Source organism: Streptomyces sp. DSM 106670, from assembly GCF_055792845.1.
Map to the genome: position 1 here is coordinate 7,917,014 of NZ_CM147704.1, position 20,388 is coordinate 7,937,401.

The 20,388-nt window shown below is 75.5% G+C and carries 3 protein-coding genes (2 of these 3 only partly in view); all 3 read left to right on the plus strand.

Going from position 1 to position 20,388, the window contains the following annotated elements; all coding sequences use genetic code 11:
- Tightly spaced (each overlapping or abutting the next), the 3 genes in view from ACSMXR_RS34975 to ACSMXR_RS34985 form a layout consistent with a single transcriptional unit that may run on beyond the window.
- Positions 1-2,541, plus strand: partial view of an amino acid adenylation domain-containing protein gene (locus ACSMXR_RS34975; protein WP_473170769.1) — the final stretch only. Its footprint begins 15,081 nt before the window's first position; only the last 2,541 of its 17,622 coding nucleotides appear in the window; the start codon falls outside the window, past its left edge; it ends in the stop codon at positions 2,539-2,541.
- Positions 2,538-18,125 carry a non-ribosomal peptide synthetase gene (locus ACSMXR_RS34980; RefSeq protein WP_473170770.1) on the plus strand — a complete coding sequence of 5,196 codons (15,588 nt, stop codon included), beginning with the start codon at positions 2,538-2,540 and terminating at the stop codon, positions 18,123-18,125. The genes ACSMXR_RS34975 and ACSMXR_RS34980 overlap by 4 nt, the downstream gene beginning before the upstream one ends.
- Positions 18,122-20,388 carry the start of an amino acid adenylation domain-containing protein gene (locus tag ACSMXR_RS34985; RefSeq protein WP_473170771.1) on the plus strand. The gene runs 13,204 nt beyond the window's last position, so the window shows 2,267 of its 15,471 coding nt (coding positions 1-2,267); the start codon lies at positions 18,122-18,124; its stop codon lies beyond the right edge, outside the window. Before ACSMXR_RS34980 ends, ACSMXR_RS34985 begins: the two co-directional genes overlap by 4 nt.

Here is a 20,388-nt window from a genome sequence, read left to right on the forward strand (position 1 = left end):
GCCCCCGGCCGCCGCATGATCAACGCCTACGGGCCCACCGAGGCCACCGCCTGCGTCACCATGAGCGCCCCCCTGAACCCCGGCGCGACCCCGCCCATCGGCACCCCGCTGCACGGCGTACGCGCCCACGTCCTGGACACCCTGCTGCGGCCCGTGCCGCCCGGCGGGACCGGCGAACTGTACGTGGCCGGGCCCGGCGTCGCCCAGGGCTACCTCAGCCGCCCCGGGCTCACCGCCGAACGCTTCACCGCCGAGCCCGGCGGCCCGCCCGGCGCCCGCATGTACCGCACCGGCGACCTGGTGTCCCGGGCGCCCGACGGCTCCCTGCGCTACCACGGGCGCGCCGACGACCAGGTGAAGGTCCGGGGCTTCCGCGTCGAGCCCGGCGAGATCGTCGCCGCCCTCCAGGCCCGCCCGGAGATCCGCGCGGCGGCCGTCGTGCTGCGCCAGGACGACCCGGCGGGGCCGCGCCGGCTGGTCGCCTACCTGGTCCCGGCCGAACCCGGCGAGACGTCCCCGGCCGTCGAACCGGGCGACATCTCCCCGGCCGCCGGCCGTACGGACACACCCCCCGCAGCGGGCGGCGCACCCGACACCGCCGCCCTGCGCACCGCCCTCGCCCGTGTGCTGCCCGACCACATGGTGCCCAGCGCCTTCGTGACCGTTCCCGGGCTGCCGGTCACCGCGAACGGCAAGCTCGACCGCGACGCGCTGCCCGCACCCGACTTCGGCGCGGCCACCGGCGACAGCGCCCCCGAAGGCCCGGTCGAGGAGACCCTGGCCGCGCTCTTCGCCGAGGTGCTGGCCCTGCCCTCGGTGGGCGCGGAGGACAACTTCTTCACCCTCGGCGGAGACAGCATCCTCTCCATGCAGCTGGTGGCCCGCGCCCGCGCCGCCGGGCTGCGCCTCACCCCGCGCGAGGTCTTCGAGCAGACCTCCGTCCGGGCGCTCGCGGCCCTGCTCTCCGACCGCGCACCGGACCCGGCGACCGGCCGGCCCCCGGCCCCCGCCCTCTCCGACGCCGGACCCGCGCCGCTCACGCCCGTCATGCGCTGGATCGCCGAACGGCCGGGCCCCACCGGCAGGTTCAGCCAGTCCATGCTGCTGACCCTGCCGCCCGGCATCGACCAGGCCGCGACGGCGAAGGTCCTGGACGCGGTCCTGCGCCACCACGCCGTGCTGCGCGCCCGTATCGATCTGGCCGCCGGAACGTTCGTGATCCCGGAGCCGGACGCGACCGCCGCCCCGGCCCTGGACGAAGGCCCCTCCGGTACGGGGGCGAGCCCCGAGGCCCTGGCCCGCGAGGTCGACGACCTCGCCGCCCGACTCGACCCGGCCGAGGGGCTGATGGTGCGGGCCCGGCGCTACCCGGGGGCGGACGAGCACCCCGGCAGGCTGCTGCTCGTCGTCCACCACCTGGCCGTCGACGGCGTCTCCTGGCGCATCCTGCTCGACGACCTCGCCCAGGCCTGGAGCGACATCGGCCAGCGGCGGACACCCCAACTGCCGCCCGTCACCACCTCGTTCCGGAGCTGGGCCCACGCACTCGGACGGCAGACCGCCGCCCGCACCGCCGAACTCCCGCTCTGGAACGAGATCCTGGCCGCCCCGGACCGGCTGCCCGCACCCGGCGCACCGGACGAGAAGCCGCGCGCCCTGGGCACGGTCGCCGAGGCCCGCCACCTGGTCCGGACCCTGGACGGCGACCTCACCCGCCCCCTGCTCACCGGGGCCGCCGAACGCCACGGCGCACGCGTCCAGGACCTCCTGCTCACCGCACTCGTCCGCGCCGTACGCGAGTGGAGCGGGCGCGACCGGGTGGACCTCGCCGCCCATGTCGAGGGCCACGGCCGGGAACAGCAGATCGAGGACGGCGCCGACCTCTCCCGTACCGTCGGCTGGTTCACCAGCCTCTACCCCGTACGGCTGACCGCGACGGCCGCCGAACCACCCGGCGACACCCTCGCGCGCACCCGCGACCACCTGGAACGCCTCCCCGACAGCGGCATCGGCTACGGCCTGCTGCGGTACGCGGCGGAGCACGGCGACCCCGGCGGGCCCCTGGCCGCGGCGGAGACCGACGGGCCCGGCGCACCCCTGGTCGCCTTCAACTACCTGGGACGGTTCGGCACAGCGCCCGCGGCCGGGGGAGCGGCCTGGACGCCCGCGCCCGAGGCCGGTGTGCTGGGGGGAGCGATCGATGACGCGCTCACGATGGCGCACGCGGTCGAGATCAACGCCCTCACCCGCGACACCCCCGAAGGCCCCCTGCTGGACACCCGGCTCACCTGGTCCCCGGCGGCCCTCGACGACAAGGCGGCACACGCCCTCGCCGACTGCTGGCAGCGCGCGCTGACCGCCCTCGCCGCCGACACCCCGCCACCTCCCGGACCGGACCCCACGGCCGGACCGGAGAACACCGCCGGACCGGAGCCCGCCAGCGGGCCCGACGGCCGTCCCACCGACAGGCCCGCCCACGGCCTGTCCCCGCTCAGCCCCGAACAGACAGCCATGCTCGAAGCCCGATGGAGGAACCGGTGAGTGCGGACCACGGCCTGGAAGACATCCTTCCCCTGGCGCCCCTTCAGGAAGGCCTGCTCTTCCACGCGGACCTCTCCGACACCGGAGGAGCCCCCGGTACGACCGACGGGCTCGACGTCTACACCATGCGTCTGGTCTTCCGCCTCGACGGCGACCTCGACACCACCGCCCTGCGCCGGGCGACGGACACCGTGCTGGACCGCCACCCGCACCTGCGGGCGGCGTTCCTCCAGGAAGGCCTCGACCGGCCCGTCCAGGCGATCCCGCGCACGGCGGAGGTGCCCTGGCGGGAGATCGACCTGCGCGAAGCGGCCCCCGACCGGCAACGGGCCGAGGAGCAGCGGATCCTGGACGAGGAGCGCGCCCACCGCTTCGACCTGACCCGGCCCCCGCTGCTGCGGCTCACCCTGCTGCGCCACGGCGACCAGGACCACACACTCATCCTGACGACCCATCACATCCTGCTCGACGGCTGGTCGGTGCCGCTGCTCGGCAAGGAACTGTTCACCGCCTACGCCCAGCACACCAAGGCCCCCGCCGCCCCCGCCCTGCCCGCCGTCCGCCCCTACCGGGACTTCCTGGCCTGGCTGGCCGCCCAGGACCGGCCCGCCGCCGAGACCGCCTGGCGCGCGGCGCTCGCCCCGCTGACCGCACCCACGCTCCTCGCGCCGACCGCCGCGGGCGCAGCCGTGCCCGAGCCGACCGTCCAGCTCGATCTGCGGCTCTCCGCCCCGGCCGGCGAAGGGCTCGCCGCCTTCGCAGCGGCCCGGCAGCTGACCACGGCGACCGTCCACCAGGCGGCCTGGGGGATCACCCTGGCCCGGCTCACCGGCCGCGCGGACGTGGCCTTCGGCACCACCGTCTCCGGCCGCCCCGCCGACCTCGACGGTGCCGAGTCCATGATCGGCCTGTTCATCAACACCCTCCCGGTCGTCGTGCACGCACCTCCGCGCGCCCCGCTCGCCGACATCGCCACCACCCTCCAGGCCGACCGCACCAAGCTCCTCGGCCATGAACACCTCGGACTCCCGCGGATCCAGCAACTCGCCGGAATCGGCGAGCTGTTCGACACCCTGCTGGTGGTGGAGAACTTCGGCGTCGACACCCGGGGCCTCGCCGACGCCCAGGCGGCGGGCGGACTCACCGTACGGTCCGTGCGCGGCGAGGACGCCACGCACTACCCCGTCACCGTCGTCGTCCACCCGGGCCCCGAGACCCGGATCGCCCTGCGCTACCGGCCCGACCTCCTCACCGCCGACCGGGCCCGCACCCTCGGCACCGCCTACGTCCGCGTCCTGGAGGCCCTGGCCACCGCCCCGGCCGCCCCGGCGGGCACGGTGGAACTCCTCGCGGCACAGGACCGCCGCCGCGTCCTCGAAGACGGCGAGGCGCTCGCCCCCGACGACGAGCCCCCCACACAGTCCATCCCCGACCGCTTCGCCCGGGCCGTGGCCCTGGACCCCGACGCGACCGCCGTGACCGACGGCGACCGCACGACCGGCTACCGGGAACTCGACGCCCTGTCCGACCGGATCGCCCATCTGCTGCACGCACGGGGCGCGGGCCCCGGCACCCTGGTCGCCCTCTCCCTCGAACCGTCCGCCGAGCAGATCGCCGCGATCCTCGGCGTCCTCAAGACCGGCGCGGCCTATCTGCCGCTGCCCACCGACGCCCCCGCCGACCGCATCCGCCCCCAACTCGCCTCCGCCCGCCCGGTGACGGGCCTCACCACCACCGTGCGGCAGCGGGACGGACTGCCCGCCACCGACGGTGACGCCGACCGCCCCGGCGCGGGCTGGCTGACCCTCGACGACCTCCCGGCGGCGGCCCCCGACGACACCCCGTACCCCACCCCCGCCATCTCCCCGCACGCCGCCGCCTACGTCATCCACACCTCCGGCTCCACCGGACGCCCCAAGGGTGTGGTCGTCGAACACCGCAATGTGCTGCGGCTGTTGGACGCCACCGACGACGATTTCGGCTTCGGCCCGGACGACGTATGGACGCTCTTCCACAGCTACGCCTTCGACTTCTCCGTCTGGGAGATCTTCGGGGCCCTGCTGCACGGCGGACGCCTCGTCGTCGTACCGCGCGCCACGACCCGCGCGCCCGAGGAGTTCGCCGCCCTCCTGCGCCGCGAACGCGTCACCGTGCTCAACCAGACCCCGTCCGCCTTCCACCAGCTCGCCGACGTCCTGCTCGAAGCCTCCGACGAGAACGAACTCGCCCTGCGTACCGTCGTCTTCGGCGGGGAGGCGCTCGACCCCGGACGGCTCACCGGCTGGTTCGCACGGTACGGGGACGACGGCCCCGAGCTCGTGAACATGTACGGCATCACCGAGACCACCGTGCATGTCACCCACCGGGTCATGGAACCCGAGGAGACCGAGGGGGAGGGCGGCCAGGACACCGCGCTCAGCCCCGTCGGCCGGCCGCTCGACGACCTCGCCGTCCGGCTCCTCGACTCCGCCCTGCACCCCGTCGCCCCCGGCGCCACCGGAGAGCTGTACGTCGCCGGGCCCGGCCTGGCCCGCGGCTACCTCGGCCGGCCCGCTCTCACCGCCACCCGCTTCGTCGCCGACCCGTACGGAGCGCCCGGCACCCGCATGTACCGCACCGGCGACCTGGCGCGCTGGACGGCGGACGGCGAACTCGACTACCTCGGGCGCGCCGACGAACAGGTGCAGATCCGGGGCTTCCGGGTCGAGCCCGGCGAGGCGCGCGCCGCACTCGCCGCACTCGACGAGGTCGCCGACGCCGTCGTCCTGGCCCGCCCCGCACCCGGCGGCGGCACCAGGCTCCTCGCCTACGCCACCCCCGCCGCCGGCCCGCTCGCCCCGGACCGGCTCCGCGAGGCCCTGCGCGAACGGCTGCCCGACTACCTCGTCCCGGCCGCCGTCATCCCCGTCGACCACTGGCCGCTGACCGGCAACGGAAAGCTCGACCGCAACGCCCTGCCCGAGCCGGAGGAGGCCCACGCCCCGGGCGGGCGCGCCCCGGCCACCCCGCAGGAGGAGATCGTCGCCCACCTCTTCGCGGAGATCCTGGAACGCGAACAGGTCGGAGCCGACGACGACTTCTTCGCCCTCGGCGGCCACTCGCTCCTCGCGACCCGCCTCGCCTCCCGCATCCGGTCCGCCCTCGACGTCACCCTGTCGGTACGCGACGTCTTCGAGGCCGCGACCGTCGCCGCCCTCGCCCGCCGCGTCCAGCACGCCGGCCGGGCCCCCGACCCGCTCCGGCCCCGGCCGCGCCCCGCCGCCCTGCCGCTCTCCCCGGCCCAGCGCCGGCTGTGGTTCCTCCAGCAACTCCACGGCATCGGGGCCGACTACACCATCCCCTTCGCCGCCCGGCTGACCGGCCCGCTGGACATCCCCGCCCTGCGCGCCGCCGTCATCGACGTGATGACCCGTCACGAGGCGCTGCGCACGGTGTTTCCCGCCATCGACGGACGGCCGTACCAGCACATCGTCGACATCTCCGGGCTCCCCGATCCGCTCATGGTGACCGATGCCGTCGGAGCCGAGGACGAACTCCGGCGGTACGTCGAGGAGATGGCGGGCACGGCCTTCGACGTCGAGCAGGACGTGCCGCTGCGCGCGGGCCTGCTGCGGCTCGCCCCCGACCAGCACCTCATCGTGCTCGTCGTCCACCACATCGCCGCCGACCAGTGGTCGGCCCACCCGCTCCTCACCGACCTCGCCACCGCCTACGCCGCCCGCACCGGTGGCGACGCCCCCGCGTGGCCGCCGCTGCCCGTCCAGTACGCCGACTTCACCCTGTGGCAGCGCGAGACCCTCGGCTGGGACGACGAAGCGCCGGACGCGGACGGGGCGGCCGCCGCCCAGCTCGACCACTGGCGGACCACCCTCTCCGGCCTCCCCGCCGAACTGCCCCTGCCCACCGACCGCCCGCGCCCGCCGGTCCCCAGCCACCGCGGCGGCTTCGCCCGGTTCACCGTGCCGCCCGAGGTGCACACCGCGATGCGCACCCTGGCCCGGACCGAGTCCACCTCGCTGTTCATGGTCGCCCACGCGGCACTCGCCGCCCTGCTCTCCCGCACCGGGTCCGGCCAGGACATCGTCGTCGGCACCCCCGTCGCCGGACGCCACGACACCGCGCTGGACGACCTCGTCGGCTTCTTCGTCAACAACCTCGTCCTGCGCACCGACCTGTCCGGCGACCCGTCCTTCCGCGACCTCCTGCACCGGGTCCGGGAGGCCGACCTCGCCGCGTACGCCCACGCCGACGTCCCCTTCGAGCACCTCGTCGACGCGCTCGCCCCGCACCGTTCGCTCTCCCGTCACCCGCTGTTCCAGGTGATGCTGGCGTACGAGAACCGGCAGGCGGGCGAGATCGGGCTGCCCGGGCTCACCACCACGACCGTCCCGGCGTTCGGGCGCTCCGCCAAGTTCGACCTGACCTTCACCCTCGCGGAGCGCGCCGGGGCCGATGGCATCGAAGGCGTTCTGGAGTACGCCGAGGACCTCTTCGAGCCCGCTACCGCGCAGGCCCTGGCCGACCGCCTGGTGCGGGTCCTGACCGAGGCCGTGGCCGCCCCCGCGACTCCTCTGCACCGGCTGGAGATCCTGAGCACCGCCGAACGCGCCGCACTCCTCGGCCGCCCCGAGGACACCGCCGTACCGCACGGCGACGCCTCCGCCACGCTGCCCGGACTCTTCGCCGCCGTGGCCGCCGCGCACCCCGACGCCCCCGCCGTCGCCGGACCGGACCTGGCCACCGGGCAGCGCACCGAACTGGACTACCGGCAGCTCGACGCCGCCGCCAACGCCCTCGCCCGCGACCTCGCCGCACACGGCGTACGGCCGCAGGACCGGGTCGCGGTCATGCTGCCCCGTACCGTCGAAGCCGTCGTCGCCCTGCTCGCCGTGGCGAAGACCGGAGCCGTCTATCTGCCCGTCGACCCGGACTACCCGGCCGAGCGGATCGACCACATGCTCACCGACGCGGCCCCCACCCTCGTCCTCACCGCCCCGGGAACGCCCGCGTCCGACGGCGTACCCCGCATCGAGGCCGACGCGGCCCTGCTCGGCCGGTCCGCCGACGACCCGGGCCTCTGGCGAACCCAACGGCCCGACGCGGCGGCGTACATCATCTACACCTCCGGGTCCACCGGCCGCCCCAAGGGCGTGGCCGTCACCCACACCGGGCTGCCCGCCCTGGCCCGCACCCTCGCCGACGCCTTCGGGGCCGGGCCGGGCGACCGCGTCCTCCAGTTCGCGTCGCTGAGCTTCGACACCTCGGTGTGGGAGATCGTCATGGCGCTGTTCTCCGGCGCGGCCCTGGAGATCGTGCCCGCCGACCGCCGCCTGGGCGAACCGCTCGCGGAGTTCCTCGCCGAACACCGCGTCACCCACCTCACCGTCCCGCCCGCCGTCCTCGCCGCGCTCCCCGAGGACGCCGTCGCCCCCGGCACCACCCTCATCGTCGCCGGAGAGGCCTGCACCCCCGCCCTCGTCCGCGCCTGGGCCCCGCACACCCGCATGTTCAACTCCTACGGCCCCACCGAGACCACCGTCGACGCCACCCTCTGGCGCTGCGACCCGGACCGGCTGCGCACCGACGACAACAGCCCGGTGCCCGTCGGCACCGCCGTCGCCGAAACCGCCGCCCTCGTCCTGGACGCGGCGCTGCGACCGGTACCGCCCGGCACCCCCGGCGAGCTGTACGTCGCCGGGTCCGGGCTCGCCCGCGGCTACCTGGGCCGCCCCGGCCTCACCGCGACCCGCTTCGTCGCCGCCCCCTACGGCCCGCCCGGCACCCGGATGTACCGCACCGGCGACCTGGCCCGCCGCCGCGCCGACGGCGAGCTGGAATACCTCGGCCGCGCCGACCACCAGGTGAAACTGCGCGGATTCCGGATCGAACTGGGCGAGATCGAGTCCGCCCTCACCGCGCTCGACGGCGTACGGCAGGCCGCCGCCGTGCTGCGCGAGGACCGGCCCGGCAACCGGCAGCTCGCCGGCTACGCCGTCGCCCGGCCCGGCGCGCACCTCGACCCCGACCGGCTGCGTGCTGCACTCGCCCGCACCCTGCCCGACTACGCCGTCCCTGCCACCCTCACCGTGCTGCCCGCCCTGCCGCTCGGCCCCACCGGCAAGGTGGACCGCGCGGCACTGCCCGCCCCGGTCGTCGCCACCGCCGACGACGCCCCGCTGACCGGCGCGGCCGCCACCCTGGCGGACCTGTTCGCCGACGTCCTGCGGCTGGACGGACCGCCCGGCGGCGACGACTCGTTCTTCGCGCTCGGCGGCGACAGCATCTCCTCCATCCAACTCGTCTCCCGCGCACGGAAGTCGGGCCTGGCGCTCAGTGCCCGGCAGATCTTCGAGCACCCCACCCCGCGTGCCCTCGCGGACGTGCTCGCCGAGGAGCCCGCCCCGCACACGGCCGCCGGGCCCCGGCCCGCCGACGCCGACCACCACGCCCCGGCCCTGTTCACCCCGCTCATGGACTGGCTGCGCCGGAGCCCGGAACACTGGGGCGGCTTCCACCAGTCGATGCTGGTCACGGTGGCGGACACGCTCACCGAGGACCGCCTGCGGACCGCGCTCGGCCACCTTCTGGCCACGCACGACCTGCTGCGCGCCCGCGTCACCACCGACCACCCCGACGGCCGCCCCCGGCTCACCCCCTCCGACACCGCACCCGACCCGGCGACCCTCCTCACCGTCGTCCCGGTCGACGGCGACGAAGCCGAACTGCGCCGCGCCGTCGCCACCCAGTCACGCGCCCGGGCCACCGAACTCGACCCGGATCAGGGCGTGTTGGTGCGTGCCGTCTGGTTCCCGCGCGGGCCGGGCCGGGACGCCCGGCTGCTGCTGATCGTCCACCACCTCGCCGTGGACGGCGTGTCCTGGCGCATCCTGCTGCCCGACCTCGCGCACGCCGTCACCACCGGAACACCGCCGGCCAGGCCCGACACCTCCTTCGCCCACTGGACGGGCGCGCTCCACGGCGACACCGAGCGCTTCGCCGCCGAGCGGCCCCACTGGTCCGGCGTCCTGGCGGACCCGCCCGCCCCGCTCGCCCCCCACGACACGGCGAACACCCCGCACACCCCGGGCGAACTGCGCACCGAACTGGCCCCCGGCCTCACCGGCCCGCTGCTCACCGCCACCGCCGCCGCCTTCCACGCCCGCCCCGACGAACTCCTCCTGGCCGCGCTCGTCCACGCCGTCGGCGGCGACTCCCCGGTCCTGGTCGACCTGGAATCCCACGGCCGCCACGAGGAGCTGGCCCCCGGAGCCGATCTCTCCCGCACCGTCGGCTGGTTCACCACCCAGTACCCCGTCCGCCTGGACCCCGGCACCGGAACGGTCGGCCAGGACGTCAAGCGGGTCCGCGACCGGCTCGCGGCCGTTCCCGGCCGGGGCACCGGCTACGGGGCGCTGCACGGGCAGGCCGCCAGCGGGGCCCAGGTCGCCTTCAACTACCTGGGCCGCTTCACCGCCGACACCCCGGACGGGCACTGGGTTCCCGCACCCGAGTCCGACGCGGTCCACCCGGGACCGCAGCCGGTCCTCCTCGACGGGCACGTCCTGGACCTCAACGCCTCCACCCTGGACGGCCCCGAAGGTCCCGTCCTCACCGTGCGCTGGACGTACGCGAGCGACCTCATCGACGCGGACCGGATCCGCACCCTCGCCGACCGGTTCACCGCCGCCCTCACCGAACTCGTCCACCGCCGCGACGAACCCGGCTTCGCCGGACACAGCCCCGCCGACTTCCCGGTCACCCTCGACCAGCACGAGATCACCGAACTCGAAGCGGCGATCCCCGCACTCGACGGCGTACTGCCCCTGACACCCCTTCAGCACGGCCTCGCCTACCACGCGTTGACGGAGGAGACCGGTACCGATCCCTACGTCGTCCAGCTGGAACTGGAGCTCACCGGGCCGCTCGACCCCGGCCGTCTGCGCGACGCCGCACGCGCCGTCGTGGACCGGCACGCCAACCTCCGCGCCGGATTCCGCCGCCTCACCACCGGCCGCCTGGTGCAGTACACGACCGCCGACGCCCCGCCCGAGTGGACCGAGCACGACCTGCGCGCCGACGCCCTGGCCTCCGACGGCCCGACCCGCCCCGACGGCCTCACCGCCCTGGTCGCCGACGACCGCACCCGGCCCTTCGACCCGGACCGGCCGCCGTTGCTGCGCTTCACCCTGATCCGCACCGCCGACGACCGGTGGCGGCTGCTGTTCACCAGCCACCATCTGCTGCTCGACGGCTGGTCCGCGCCGCTCCTGCTCACCGACCTGTTCGACGCCTACGCCGGACGCCCCGCGGTCCGCCGACGCCCCTTCGCCGACTACGCGCGATGGCTCGGCGACCGCGACCGGCCGGCCGCCGAAGCCGCCTGGCGGACCGCCCTGGACGGCATCACCGAACCCACCCTCACCGCCCCCGACGGCACCCCGGCCGCCGCCCAGGTCCCCGAGGAGACCGCGACCGTTCTCGACCCGGCCCTCACCGCCGCGCTCCAGGACCGCGCCCGCACCACCGGCACCACCCTGAACACCGTCGTCCAGACCGGCTGGGGACTCGTCCTGGCCCGGCTCACCGGACGCGACGACGTGGTCTTCGGCAGCGCGGTCTCCGGCCGGCCCGCCGAACTCGACGGCGTGGAAGGGATGCTGGGGCTCTTCGTCAACACCCTGCCCACCCGGGTACGGACCGCGCCCGCCCGCTCCCTGGGGGACGCGGTCGCCGACCTGCACGCCCGCCAGGTCGCCCTGCTCGACCACCAGCACCTCGGCCTCGCCGACATCCAGCGACTCGTCGGCCTGCCCGCGCTGCTGGACACCATGACCGTGTTCGAGAACTACCCCTTCGACGACGAGGCGCTCACCGGCAGCGAACGCGCCGCCGGGCTCGACGTACGCGGCGTCGGCGGGCGGGACGCCACCCACTACCCGCTGACCCTCGCGATCACCCTCCAGGGCGGCCGGCTGCGGCTCGTCCTCAAGCACCGCCCCGACCTCTACGACGCCCCGGCCGCCCGGGCCGTCCTCGACCGGCTGACCCGCGCCCTGGACCACCTCGCCCACCGGCCGGAGCTGCCCGCCGGTCAGGTGGACCTCGCGCCGGAGGCCCCGGCCGGACTCACCGGCCGGCCGGGCGTACCCGCCACCCTGAGCTGCGCCGGCACGGTCGCGGCCGTCGCCGCCGAACGCCCGGACACCGTCGCCGTACGCCCGCTCGACGACGGGCGACCGGTGACGTACGGGCAACTCGTCGCTCGGGCAAGCCGGTTCGCGGACCGGCTGCGGGCGGCAGGAGCCGGGCCCGAGAGCGTGGTGGCGCTGCTGCTGCCGCGCTCCGTGGACCTGGTCGTCACCGAACTCGCCGTGGCCTGGGCCGGAGCCGCCTATCTGCCGCTGCACCCCGAATGGCCCGCCGAACGCATCCGCACCGTTCTCGGAACGGCCGACGCGGTCGCCCTGGTCTGCCGCCCCGGCGCCGACACCGACGCGTACGGCCCCGTAACCGTGCTGCACCCGCCGGTCGAAGACACCTCGGCCGGGCCGGGCGGTACGCGCCCGGCGGCCGCCGCCCCCGACCGGCTCGCCTATGTGATGTACACCTCCGGCTCCACCGGCGAACCCAAGGGCGTCGCCGTCCCCGAGAGCGCGGTCCTCGCCCTCGCCGCGGACAGCCGGTTCACCGGCGACGCCCACCGGCGGGTCCTCGTCCACTCGCCGCACTCCTTCGACGCCGCCACCCACGAGGTGTGGGGCACCCTGCTGCGCGGCGGCGAACTCGTCCTCGCCCCCGACGCACCCCTCGATCCGGCCCGCTGGCACGAGCTGCTGACGGGCGGTGCGGGCCGGGGCGGGGGAGCGGACAGCGCCTGGTTCACCGCCGGGCTGTTCGCCCTCCTCGCCCAGGACGCCCCCAAGACCTTCACCGCCCTGCGCGAGGTGTGGACCGGCGGCGACATCGTGGCCCCCGGAGCCGTTGCCGCCGCCCGCGCCGCCGCCCCGCACCTGCGGGTCGTCAACGGCTACGGACCCACCGAGACCACCACCTTCGCCACCGCCCACCCCCTCGGCCCCGACACGTCCGACGGCGGCCCGCTGCCCATCGGACGGCCGCTCGACGGGATGACCCTCCGGGTGCTCGACAGCGCCCTGCGCCCCGCCCTGCCCGGCACCCCCGGCGAGCTGTACATCGGCGGAGCCGGCCTCGCCCGCGGCTACCACGGCCGCCCCGGGCTCACCGCCGAACGCTTCGTCGCCGACCCCCACGGGCAGCCGGGGGAGCGGCTGTACCGCACCGGCGACCTGGTGCGTATCCGGCCCGACGGGGCCCTGGACTTCCTCGGCCGCACCGACGACCAGATCAAACTGCGCGGCCACCGCGTCGAGCCCGGCGAGAGCGAGGCGGCCCTCCTCGCCGAACCGGGCGTCGCCCGCGCCGCCGTGGTCCTGCGCACCGACCTCCCGGGCGGCCCCGCCCTCGTCGGCTACGCCGTCCCCGAACCGGACACCGCCCTGGACCCCGAGGCACTGCGCCGACGCCTCGCCGCCCGGCTGCCCGACTACCAGCTGCCGGCCCGCATCGTCGCCGTCGAGGCGTTCCCCCTCACCGAGAACGGCAAGATCGACCGCGCCGCGCTGCCCGCCCCGGAGGCCGCAGCCCCGGCGGGCCCCGGCCACCGGCCGCCGCACGACCAGCGCACCGAACTGCTCTGCCGGCTCTTCGCCGACGCCCTCGGGCTGCCCGGCTTCGGCCCGCACGAGGACTTCTTCGAGCGCGGCGGGCACTCGCTGTCCGCCATGAGCCTGGTGGGCCGGGCCCGGGCGCCCCTCGACGCGGAGCTGTCCGTCGGCGACCTGTTCACCGCCCGCACCCCGGCGGCCACCGCAGCCCTGCTGCGCGGACCACGCGGGATCGCCCGGCCGGTGCCGCCCGTCGACCGGCCGCGCCCCGCCGAACCGCCGCTCTCCGCCGCCCAGCAACGCCTCTGGTTCCTCCACCGGCTTGAGGGGGAACCCACCGCCGCCTACAACGTGCCCATCGCCCTCCGGCTCGCCGGAACGCTCGACGCACCGGCGCTGGAGTCGGCCCTCGCTGACCTCACCGCCCGCCACGAGGTGCTGCGCACGGTGTTCCCCGAGCGCGAGGGCCGCGCCGTGCAGCACATCCTCGACCCGGGCGACGCCCCCGTACCCCTCACCGTCCGCACGGTCACGCCGGACGCCCTGGACGCCGCGCTGTCCGAGGCCGCGGGCGTGCCCTTCGCCCTGGACCGGGAGACACCGCTGCGCGCCGGACTCTTCCGGGTGGCCCCGGAAGGCGGCACCGGCGCGCACCACGATGTGCTGCTCCTCGTCCTGCACCACATCGCCGGTGACGAGTGGTCGGTGCGCCCGCTCCTCGACGACCTGGCCACCGCCCTCGCCGCCCGCTCCGAGGGCCGGGCCCCCGCGTGGGCGCCGCTGCCCCTCCAGTACGCCGACCACACCCTGCGGCAGCGGGAACTGCTCGGCGACGAGAGCGACGAGGACAGCGAGATCGGCCGACAGGCCGGCTACTGGAAGGACCAGCTGGCCGGACTCCCGGCCGAACTGCCCCTCCCGCTGGACCGGCCGCGCCGGCCGGACACCGGCCACGACGGAGGCATCGTCACGTTCGGACTCTCCGCCGAGGTCACCGCCGGGCTGCGGCGGCTCGCCTCGCGCACCGGCGCGACCCCGTTCATGGTCGCCCACGCGGCGCTCGCCGTTCTGCTCCACCGGATCGGCGGCACCGACGACGTGCCCGTGGGAACCCTCGTCGCAGGGCGCGACGACGCAGCCGTGCACGACCTCGTCGGCTTCTTCGTCAACACCCTCGTCCTGCGCACCGACGTCGGCGGCGACCCGACCCCCGCCCAACTCGTGGCCCGCGCCAGGGCCGCCACGCTCGACGCACTCGACCACGCCGACGTCCCCTTCGAACGGCTGGTGGACCTGCTGGACGTCGAACGCTCCCTGGAACGCCACCCGTTGTTCCAGGTCATGCTGAACTACCAGACCCGCACCGCCGAAGGACCGGAACTCGGGGGCCTGGCCAGCGAACCCGTCGCGGTGCACACCCGCACCGCCAAGTTCGACCTCACCGTCACCCTGGTCCAGGAACCGGGAGCCGACGGTGCGTTGAACGGCGGCATCACCTACCGCACCGGGCTCTTCGACGAGACGACGGTACGCAGGATCGCCGACTGGTACGGACGCGTCCTGGCCACCTTCGCGGAGCGGCCCGACCGGCCCGTCGGCGGCTGCCGACTGCTCACCGACGCCGAACAGCACCAGCTCCTCACCACCTGGAACAGCGCCGAGGAGCCCGTACAACCGCCATCCATCGCCCGGGAGTTCGCCGAGCGGGCCGCGCTCGCACCCGACGCCCCCGCCGTGATGGACGGCGACCGCACCGTCCGGTACGGCGAACTCCTCGACGACGCCCGGTCGCTCGCCGCCCTCCTCCGCGAGCACGGGGTGAGCCGCGGCGAACCCGTCGCCGTACTCCTGCCCCGCTCGACGGAGCTGGTCACCGCCGCGCACGCCGTGCTCCAGGCGGGCGGCGCGTATCTGCCGCTGGACCCGGACCATCCGGCCGCCCGGCTCGCCGCCATGCTCGGCGACAACCCGCCCAAGGTGCTCCTCACCGACCGCGCCCACCGGGGCCTGCTGCCCGACGGGTTCGACCGGCCGGTCCTGCTGCTCGACGACCCGCGCCCGGCGGCCCCCGCCGGTCCCGCCCCCGCCGAACCCCATCCCGCGCAGCCCGCGTACATCCTGCACACCTCCGGCTCCACCGGCCGCCCCAAGGCCGTCGTCGTGCCGCACGGGGCGCTCGCCAACCGGCTCGCCTGGAACCGGCGGCGCTTCCCCCTCGGACCGGGCGACCGCATGCTGGCGAAGGCCGCCCCCGGCTTCGACGTCTCCGTCTGGGAGCTGACCGGACCGCTGCTCACCGGAGCAGCCGTCGTCCTCGCCGGACCCGACGGCCACCGCGACCCCGCCCACCTCGCCCGGCTGATCCGCGAACACGGCGTCCACGCGGTCCACTTCGTGCCCTCGATGCTCGCCCTGTTCGCCGCCGAACCCGAGGCGGCGCACTGCACCTCGCTGCGATGGATCTTCAGCGGCGGCGAAGCCCTCACCGACGAGCTGGTGCGGCGCTGCGCCGAGGTGTTCGCCGCGCCCGTCGTCAACCAGTACGGGCCGACGGAGGCGGCCGTCGACGTCACCGCCCGCACCGCCGTGCCCGGTGAACAGCCCCTCGTCCCGCTCGGCGCACCGGGAGCCGGCACCCGCGCCTACGTCCTGGACGCGGCCCTGCGGCCCGTACCGCCCGGGGTGAGCGGCGAACTGTATCTGGGCGGGAAGCAGTTGGCGCTCGGCTATCTCGGCCGGCCGGCACAGACCGCCGAACGCTTCGTCGCCGACCTGTTCGGCGCACCGGGGGAGCGGCTGTACCGCACCGGCGACCTGGCCCGCTGGAACGCACACGGCGAGCTGGAGTATCTGCGCCGCGCCGACGACCAGGTGAAGCTGCGCGGTGTACGGATCGAACCGGCGGAGGTGCGCACCGCCCTGCTCGGCCGTCCGGGCGTCCGGGACGCGCTCGTCCTCGTACGCGACGACCTGCCCGGAGCCGCCCGCCTCGTCGGCTACGTCACCCCCGACGACCCGTCCACGCCGCCGACGCCCGCCGATCTGATCGCGCACAGCGCAGGCCTGCTGCCCGGGGCTCTCGTGCCGTCCGACGTCGTCGTCCTGGACCGTTTCCCGCTCACCGTGAGCGGCAAGGTGGACCGCTCCGCGCTCCCCGCGCCCGCCGTCACGGACCCGACAGGAGGGGGGCTGCCGCAGGACGCGACCGAGGAGATCATCGCCGAACTCATCGCCGACCTGCTGAAGGTGCCCGCCGTCGGACGGCACGACAGCTTCTTCGGCCTCGGCGGCGACAGCATCACCTCCATCGTGCTGGTCAGCGCCGCCCGGCGGCGCGGCCTCGTGATCAGCCCCCGCGACGTCTTCGAGCAGCGCACGGTGTCCGCCCTCGCCCGGGCGGCCCGGCGCGAGGAGGCCGCCGCCCTGGTCCACGACCCGGGGGCCGGGCCCGTCCCGCTCACCCCCGTCATGCACGCGCTCCGCCGGCGCGGCGGCGACCACCGCACCTTCCACCAGTCCCTCCTGGTGACGACCCCGCCCGGGCTCACCGCCGAGCGGCTGCGCCGGGCACTGGCGCGTCTCGTCGCCCACCACCCCGTCCTCGCCGCCCGGCTGGAGAGCGAACAGGGCGAACAGGGCGACGCGTGGACGCTGTACGTCCCCGAGGACCCGGCCCTCGGCGACGACGCACTACGCCACGTGGAAGCGCACGCGGGCACGTCCCTCACAGCCGCGATCACCGACGCTTCACGTACCGCAGTCGGCGAACTCGACCCGCACACCGGCCGAATGCTGCGCGCCGCCTTCCTCGACCCCGGCGACGGGGACCCCGGACGGCTGCTGCTCGTCGCCCACCACCTGGTGGTCGACGCGGTGTCCTGGCGGATCCTGCTCCCCGACCTCGCCCAGCTGTGCGCCGACCCGGACGCACCGCTGCCCCCGGTGGAGACCTCCTTCCGCACCTGGTCCCGGGCCCTCACCGCGAACGCCGCCGACCGGCGCACCGAACTCCCGTACTGGAGCGAGGTGCTGGGCGATCCCGGTCCCGCCCCGTACGGCCGGGATCCCGATCCCGCGACCGACACCCCGGACACCGTCCACCGGCTGACCACCATCGTCGCCGCCGACCTGGCCGAGCCCGCCCTGAATGAGGTGACCGCGGCGTTCCACTGCACCGAACAGGACGTCCTGCTCACCGCGTATCTCCTCGCCCACAGCCGCTGGCGCGGCGAAAACGGCGCTCTCGTGCTGCTCGAAGGACACGGCCGTGACGCGGCACTCCCCGAAGTCGCCGCCCCCGCACGGACGGTGGGCTGGTTCACCAGCCAGTACCCGTTCCGGGCGCGCCTCACGGAAGCCGGTCCCGACGCCGTCATCGCCGACCCGGACGCGGCCGGACGGTTCCTCAAGCAGATCAAGGAGCAGCTGCGCGCCGTCCCCGGCCACGGCATCGGCTACGGCCAACTGCGCCATCTGGACGCCGATTCCGGGACCGTGCTCGCCGCCCGCCCCGAACCCCTGACCGGCTTCAACTACCTGGGCCGCTACGACGTCGGCGAGAGTGACGCCGCCGCACCCGAACCCTGGACCCCGAGCCCCGAGTCGGCCGCCGTATGGCGTCCGGCTCCCGCGCTCGGCGTCCACACCGCGGTGGACCTCGACATCACCGCGCTGCGCCGCCCCTCGGGCACCGAGCTCTCCGTCGGCTGGCACCACGCGAGCCGGCTCGTGAGCGACGAGGAGATCGCGGTCCTGGACCGCTGGTGGCGCACCGCCCTGGAAACCCTGGTGGCGGCCGCCCGCACCGGGGCCGCCGGGCACACCCCGTCCGACCTCGGCCTGCTGTCGCTGAGCCAGGACGAAATCGATGAGTTCGAAGACGAGTGGAGGACCACGTGACCGGCGCACCCCAGGGACTGCAGGACATACTCCCGCTGTCCCCGCTCCAACAGGGGCTCTACTTCCTGTCGTCCTACGACGACAGCGCGCTGGACGTCTACAACGTGCAGCTCGGCCTGGACCTGACGGGACCGCTCGACACGGACCGCCTGCGCCGCGCCGCCGAAGCCCTCCTGAGGCGGCACCCCAACCTCAAGGCCGCCTTCCGCACCCGCCGCAACGGCGACCCGGTGACTGTCGTCCCGCACAGGGTGGACATCCCCTGGCAGGACGCCGACCTCTGCGGCCTCGACCCCGCCGAACGCGACCGGCGGGTGCTCCGGCTCACCGACGCCGACCGGCACACCCGCTTCGACCTGGCCCGGCCGCCGCTGATCCGCTTCACCGCGATCCGGCTGGCCCCCGAACGCCACCGGCTGCTGTTCACCCACCACCACCTGCTGCTGGACGGCTGGTCCACCGCCCGGGTCGTCCAGGAGCTCTTCGCCCTGTACGCCGCCGACGGCGCGCCCACCGCACTGCCCGAGGTCCGCCCGTACCGCGACTATCTGGCCTGGGCCGCCGCCCAGGACACCGCTGCCGACGAGCACGCCTGGAGCGAGGCGCTGGCCGGCCTGGACGGGCCGACCGTCGTCGCACCCGGCCTGGACGGGCAGCCGCAGGCCGAACCGGCCGCGCAGGACGTGGAGCTGGCCCCCGGCGCCGGCGTGGCGCTGGTCGCCGCCGCCCGGGCGCTGGACGTCACCGTGCCCGTCGTCGTACAGACCCTGTGGTCCCTCGTCCTGGCCGATATGACCGGGCGTCAGGACATCGTGTCGGGCACCACCGTCTCCGGCAGGCCCGCCGAGCTGGCCGGGGCCGAGTCCATGGTGGGGCTCTTCATCAACACCCTGCCGGTACGGGTCCGGATCCGGCACGACGAGACGCTCGCCGCACTCGTCCGGCGCACCGCCGCCGAACAGGCCGCGCTCCTGGCACACCACCATGTCGCGCTCGCCCGGATCCAGAAGCTCACCGACACCGGCGGCCCGCTGTTCGACACCCTGTGCGTGTTCGAGAACTACCTCGTCGACACCGGGGCCGACGAGCACCCGGCCGCCGAGGCGAAGGAGTTCGCCGGGCTGCGCGTCGAAGCCGTCACCGGCCGGGACGCCACCCACTACCCGCTCACCCTGGTCGCCGCCCCCGGTCCCGACACGGGCCCCGTCCTGCGCCTGCGCTACCGTGCCGACGCCCTGAGCGAGGCCGACGCTGCGCGGGTCGCCGCCCGACTGCGCCGCGCCGTCGAGGAGTTCACCGCCGATCCGCACCGCCCGCTGCCCCGCACCGACCTCCTCACCACCGAGGAACGCCACCGGGTGCTGCGCACCTTCAACGCCGACACCGTCGACGTGGAGCCCGCCACCCTGCCCGTGCTCTTCGAACGGCAGGCGGCCGCACACCCCGCAGTGCCCGCCGTCGACGACTCCGGACGCGTCCTCACGTACGCCGAGCTGAACACCCGCGCCAACCGGCTCGCCCACGCCCTGATCGCGGCGGGCGTCGGCCCCGAGGACATCGTCGGCGTCGCCCTGCGCCGGGGAGCCGAGGTGTACGTGGCGCAGCTCGCCGTCGGCAAGGCGGGCGGCGTCTTCGCCCCGCTCGACCCGGACCAGCCCGCCGAACGCCTCACCGGCCTCATCGCCGACAGCGGGGCCACGGTCGTCCTCGCCCACTCCGGCACCGACCACACCGCCTGGTCCGGCGGCACGACCGTCATCACGACCGACCGGCTGCCCGACGGCCTGCCCGACCACAACCCCACCGACGCCGACCGCCGGGCCCCGCTGCGGCTGCACCACGGCGCGTACCTCATCTACACCTCCGGCTCCACCGGCCGGCCCAAGGGCGTCCTCGTCGAACACCGGCCGCTCGTCGACCTCATCGCCTGGGCCAACGCCTGCTTCGCCACCGGGCCCGGCGACCGGGTCACCCAGTTCGCGTCGCCCAGCTACGACGTCACCTTCTGCGAACTCGCCAACTCCCTGTTCTCCGGGGCCACTCTGGTGATCGTCCCGGAGGAGGAGCGCGCCGGGGCGCCGCTCGCCGGCTTCCTGAACCGGGCCGCCGTCACCCTGGCCGTGATCCCGCCGACCGTCGTCGCCTCCCTGCCGCTCGACGCCTCCCTGCCCGACGGCATGACCCTCATCGTCGGCACCGAGGCACTGCCCCCCGAGGTCGTCCGCGCCTGGGCGAGCCGGCACCGGCTGTTCAACGCCTACGG